This window comes from Dokdonella sp. (assembly GCF_039926425.1).
Taxonomy (GTDB): Bacteria; Pseudomonadota; Gammaproteobacteria; order Xanthomonadales; family Rhodanobacteraceae; genus Dokdonella_A.
In genome coordinates this window covers 1-4,158 of the sequence record NZ_JBDSWZ010000146.1, presented here as the reverse complement: position 1 = coordinate 4,158, position 4,158 = coordinate 1, and the positions used below count along the sequence as shown (strand labels likewise).

Below are 4,158 nucleotides of genomic sequence, written 5' to 3'. Positions count from 1 at the left end.
GCGATCGACACGAAGCCGGCCTCGAACGCGGAGGGCGCGAGATACACGCCGCGCTTGAGCATGCCGTGGAAGAACCGGTTGAACGCGGCGACATCGCAGGCCGTCGCCTGCGCATACGTCTCGACTTTTTCCGGCGTGAAGAACAGTCCGAACATCCCACACACACGGTTGAAGCTCACCGGGACGCCGGCTTCGGCGGCCGCGGACGCGAGCACATCGGTCAACAGGCGCGTGCGGCGATCGAGTTCGTCGTGGAATCCGGGCGTGCGGATCAGATCGAGCATCGCGAGACCCGCGGCCATCGCGACCGGATTGCCGCTCAATGTGCCGGCCTGGTAGACCGGACCGGCCGGCGCAATCATCTGCATCACGTCGCGCCGTCCGCCATATGCGCCGACCGGCATGCCGCCGCCGATGATCTTGCCGAACGTGGTGAGGTCCGGCGTGATGCCGTACAGCGCTTGCGCACCGCCCGCCGCGACGCGGAATCCGGTCATCACCTCGTCGAAGATCAGCAGCACGCCGTGCTTCGTGCACAGCGCGCGTAACGCTGCGAGATACCCGTCGCGCGGCAGGATGCAGTTCATGTTGCCGGCGATCGGTTCGATGATCAGCGCAGCGACTTCGTTACCGACCTCGGCAAAGAGCTTCTCTGCAGCGTCGAGATCGTTGTACGGCAAGGTCAGCGTGAGATCGGCGAGTGCCTTCGGCACGCCGGGGGACGTCGGCACGCCAAGCGTCAATGCGCCGGAACCCGCCTTGACGAGAAACCCGTCGCCGTGGCCGTGGTAGCAGCCTTCGAACTTGACGATGCGCGAGCGTCCGGTGAATCCGCGCGCAAGCCGCACCGCCGACATCGTCGCCTCGGTGCCGGAATTGACCATGCGTACCACATCGATCGACGGCACCATGTCGGCGATCGTCTCGGCCATCGTCACTTCCGCCGGACACGGCGTGCCGAACGAAAGGCCATCCTCGATTGCCCGCGCCACCGCTGTACGGACGTGCGGGTGATTGTGCCCGACGACCATCGGCCCCCACGATCCGATGTAGTCGATGTAGCGCGTGCCTTCGACGTCCCACAGGTACGGGCCATCGGCGCGGGCGGTGAAGAACGGCTCGCCTCCAACCGACTTGAATGCGCGCACGGGCGAGTTCACGCCGCCGGGAATGCGCGCGAGCGCGCGTTCGAAGAGTTCGTGGTTGGTCGTCATCGGGGGCTCGTGAGGTTCATGGGAAAAGGTCGGACAGCCGGCGCGCCGCAGCGCGCACGTCGCGCGCACCAAACACCGCAGTGATCACCGCCACCACATCGGCTCCGGCGTCGATCAACGTGCGCGCATTGTCGGATGTGATCCCGCCAATCGCCACCCGCGGAATGCGAAAGGTCGCCGCATCCGTCAGCAGCGACGCGCCGGCACGACGGGCGGCCGGCTTGGTCGGCGATGGAAAGAACGCCCCGAACGCAAGGTAGTCGGCGCCCGCAGCGGCGAATTGCCGCGCGCGCGCCAGCGAGTCGTAGCAGGACACGCCGATGATTGCGCCGGTTCCGAGGCGCGCGCGGGCCGCGGCGAAATCGCCATCGTGTTCGCCGAGGTGGACGCCGGCCGCACCGATCGCGTGCGCCAGCTCGACATCATCATTGACGATCAATGGCACGTCGCAACGCATGCACAGCGCCTGCAGCGCCTGCGCCTCGCGCAGTCGTCGGGCGCGATCGGTTGATTTGTCCCGGTACTGCAGCATCGCGGCGCCGCCTTCGAGCGCGGCTTCACAGACGCCGAGCAAGTCCGGTCTCGGACCGTCGGTGATCGCATAGAGGCCGCGCAACGATCGGCGTGCAGGAGGTTTCATCGGGCGGGAGGTGTGTGTTCGGCGCTTTCGCGACAGGAACCAAGCTGAGAGAATACGAGGCCTTCGACTCGACCACCTTCCCCACGATGTCCGATTCCGCCCCCTCCGCGTCCGGCGCGCCGTTCCGAACCTTCATGTGCGTCGTCTGCGGTTTTCTCTATCACGAGGCCGAAGGCTGGCCTTCCGACGGCATCGAGGCGGGCACGCGCTGGGAAGACGTTCCGGAAACCTGGACCTGCCCCGACTGCGGCGTGACCAAGTCCGATTTCGAGATGATCGAAATCTGATCGCGCCCCGATCGCCTGGCGAGGCGCCTCTTCGTTGCCACACTCCGCCCCGGTTCTGTCATCGGCGCGTCGCAAGCAGTGCGTTTGCACATGGTGCACTGCGTTCCGTCTCCCCCAACGGAACCGACCATGCGCATTTTTGTCCCGATCGAAGACGCAGGCATCGAGCACGCGACGGATGTGCTGGTGCCCTATCGCCAGGGTCTGGCTTGCGCACACCAGCTGCGCGGCACGCTGAGCTTGCGCGATGGCGTGTGGTGCGAACGATCGCCGATCAGCGATGGATCGTCAGCTCGTCGCCCGACGTCAGACCCAGCTTCTTCGCCTGACCGGCATTGAGTTCGAGCACATAGCGTGCAGGTGCACCGCTCGAGTACGCCGGGCAGGGATCCGCCGTGCACGCGGGCACGTCGTGCTGCACGCTGACGAGCTTTCGCTCTGCATCGAAGAACAGCATGTCCTGCGGGAATTTGCAGTTCTTCATCCAGAACGCGCGTGGGACGTCGTCCGGGAACACGAACAGCATGCCGTGATCAGCCGGCATGCTCGCGCGATCCATCAGGCCATGCTCGCGCGTGGCATTGTCTTCCGCGATCTCGATGGAATACGACTGGCCTTTCAGATCGACGCTCGGCCCCTTTGCAGCGCAGGCCTGGATCGTTGCGCACAGCGCGAGGGTGGCGACATGGAAATAGCGCAAGCGGGTCATGGCGGATCCTCTGAATCGGAGCAAAAAGGGAAAAGCGTGCGGAGCGCCGGCTGGCGTCCGGGATCAGGCGAGCGGGTGACCGAACTGCGCCTTGTACTCGGCGGCAAACTGCGCGAAATCGAAGTGCTGGTTCTGCGTGCCGGGATGCTCGACTTTCAGCGCGCCCATCAACGAGGCCATGCGGCCGCAGGTGGGCAGGTCGTAGCCGCGCATCAGGCCGAAAATGAGACCAGCGCGATAGGCATCGCCGCAGCCGGTCGGATCGACCACCTGGCGCTCGCGCGCCGGAGGAATGTCGTGCACGGTGCCGTCTGCAAGCAGGATGTTCGACCCGCGCGGGCCATGCGTCACGATGTAGGCAGTGACGCGACCCGCAATCTCCGCGGCGCTCCAGCCGGTCCGCTGCTGCAACAACTGCGACTCGTAGTCGTTGACGATCACGTAGGTCGCCTTGCCGATCATCGAGCGGAATTCCTCCCCGTCGAACAACGGCATCGCCTGGCCCGGATCGAAGATGAAGGGAATGCCGCATGCGGCAAATTCATCGACGTGCTGCAGCATCGCCTCGCGTCCGTCCGGCGCGACGATGCCGAACGTCACGCCCTCGACGTCGCGCACGTGGTTCTCGTGCGAACTCGACATCGCACCCGGATGAAACGCGGTGATCTGGTTGTTGTCGAGGTCGGTGGTGATGAAGCATTGCGGGGTGAACTGGTCGTCGAACACGCGCACCTGATCGAGGCGGATGCCGAATTTCTCCAGATGCGCACGATACGGCGCGAAATCCTGGCCCACGGTCGCCATCGGGATCGGATCATCACCGAGCAGCTTGAGGTTGTAGGCGATGTTGCCGGCGCAGCCACCAAATTCGCGGCGCATCCGCGGGACGAGGAACGACACATTCAGGATATGCACCTGGTCGGGCAGGATGTGCTTCTTGAACTGGTCCTGGAACACCATGATGGTGTCGTAGGCAAGCGAACCGCAGATCAGAGCTGACATGGAGGATTCCGGAAAGCGCGCGGCGGTGCGAGTGCGAGCCGCGCAAACCGGTGAAGCTTACCCGACCGGCGCACCGGCCCGGAAACGCGATGCGCCGGAGGCGTGCGACGGGGACTTCCCGACAGCTCGAAACAAGCAGTGAAAATATCCCGAACCCTTCGTCCGACAAGGGTTTTTTAACCTCGCCGACCTTGTTCATGCGCGGGTAGCTGGTAGACTTGCGCGCTTTTCCCGTCCTTCATACAGGCTCGCGCCTCGCTCATGTTCAAAGGTTTACGCGGACTCTTCTCCAACGATCTCTCGATC

5 protein-coding genes are annotated in these 4,158 nt (G+C 64.6%); 1 reads left to right on the top strand and 4 read right to left on the bottom strand.

Annotation, left to right across the window (positions count from 1 at the left end; genetic code table 11):
* Together hemL and thiE are read right to left on the bottom strand one after the other, a co-directional pair.
* A partial coding sequence (hemL, locus tag ABIV12_RS08680; protein ID WP_348058304.1) for a glutamate-1-semialdehyde 2,1-aminomutase occupies positions 1 to 1,214 on the bottom strand: 1,214 nt, incomplete at its 3' end.
* Between the two features lie 16 nt (positions 1,215 to 1,230).
* Positions 1,231 to 1,854 (bottom strand): thiamine phosphate synthase, encoded by a 624-nt coding sequence (gene thiE / locus ABIV12_RS08675; RefSeq protein WP_348058302.1) that lies wholly within the window; start codon positions 1,852 to 1,854, stop codon positions 1,231 to 1,233.
* Positions 1,855 to 1,940: 86 nt separating this feature from the next.
* On the opposite strand from thiE, the gene ABIV12_RS08670 reads away from it, so the two are divergent.
* Positions 1,941 to 2,141 (top strand): rubredoxin, encoded by a 201-nt coding sequence (locus ABIV12_RS08670; protein ID WP_348058300.1) that lies wholly within the window; start codon positions 1,941 to 1,943, stop codon positions 2,139 to 2,141.
* 274 nt (positions 2,142 to 2,415) lie between these two features.
* Here ABIV12_RS08670 and ABIV12_RS08665 read toward each other — a convergent pair whose 3' ends face one another.
* Together ABIV12_RS08665 and ABIV12_RS08660 are read right to left on the bottom strand one after the other, a co-directional pair.
* Positions 2,416 to 2,850, bottom strand: coding sequence for a DUF192 domain-containing protein (locus ABIV12_RS08665; RefSeq protein WP_348058298.1), 435 nt, complete (start codon positions 2,848 to 2,850; stop codon positions 2,416 to 2,418).
* 63 nt (positions 2,851 to 2,913) lie between these two features.
* Positions 2,914 to 3,852, bottom strand: coding sequence for a carbohydrate kinase family protein (locus ABIV12_RS08660; RefSeq protein ID WP_348058296.1), 939 nt, complete (start codon positions 3,850 to 3,852; stop codon positions 2,914 to 2,916).
* Positions 3,853 to 4,158: the final 306 nt, after the last annotated feature.

Bases quoted from the DNA above. Each gene is read 5' to 3' on its own strand.
- ABIV12_RS08665 (WP_348058298.1), bottom strand. From the start codon at position 2,850: ATGACCCGCTTGCGCTATTTCCATGTCGCCACCCTCGCGCTGTGCGCA.
- thiE (WP_348058302.1), bottom strand. From the start codon at position 1,854: ATGAAACCTCCTGCACGCCGATCGTTGCGCGGCCTCTATGCGATCACC.
- ABIV12_RS08660 (WP_348058296.1), bottom strand. From the start codon at position 3,852: ATGTCAGCTCTGATCTGCGGTTCGCTTGCCTACGACACCATCATGGTG.
- ABIV12_RS08670 (WP_348058300.1), top strand. From the start codon at position 1,941: ATGTCCGATTCCGCCCCCTCCGCGTCCGGCGCGCCGTTCCGAACCTTC.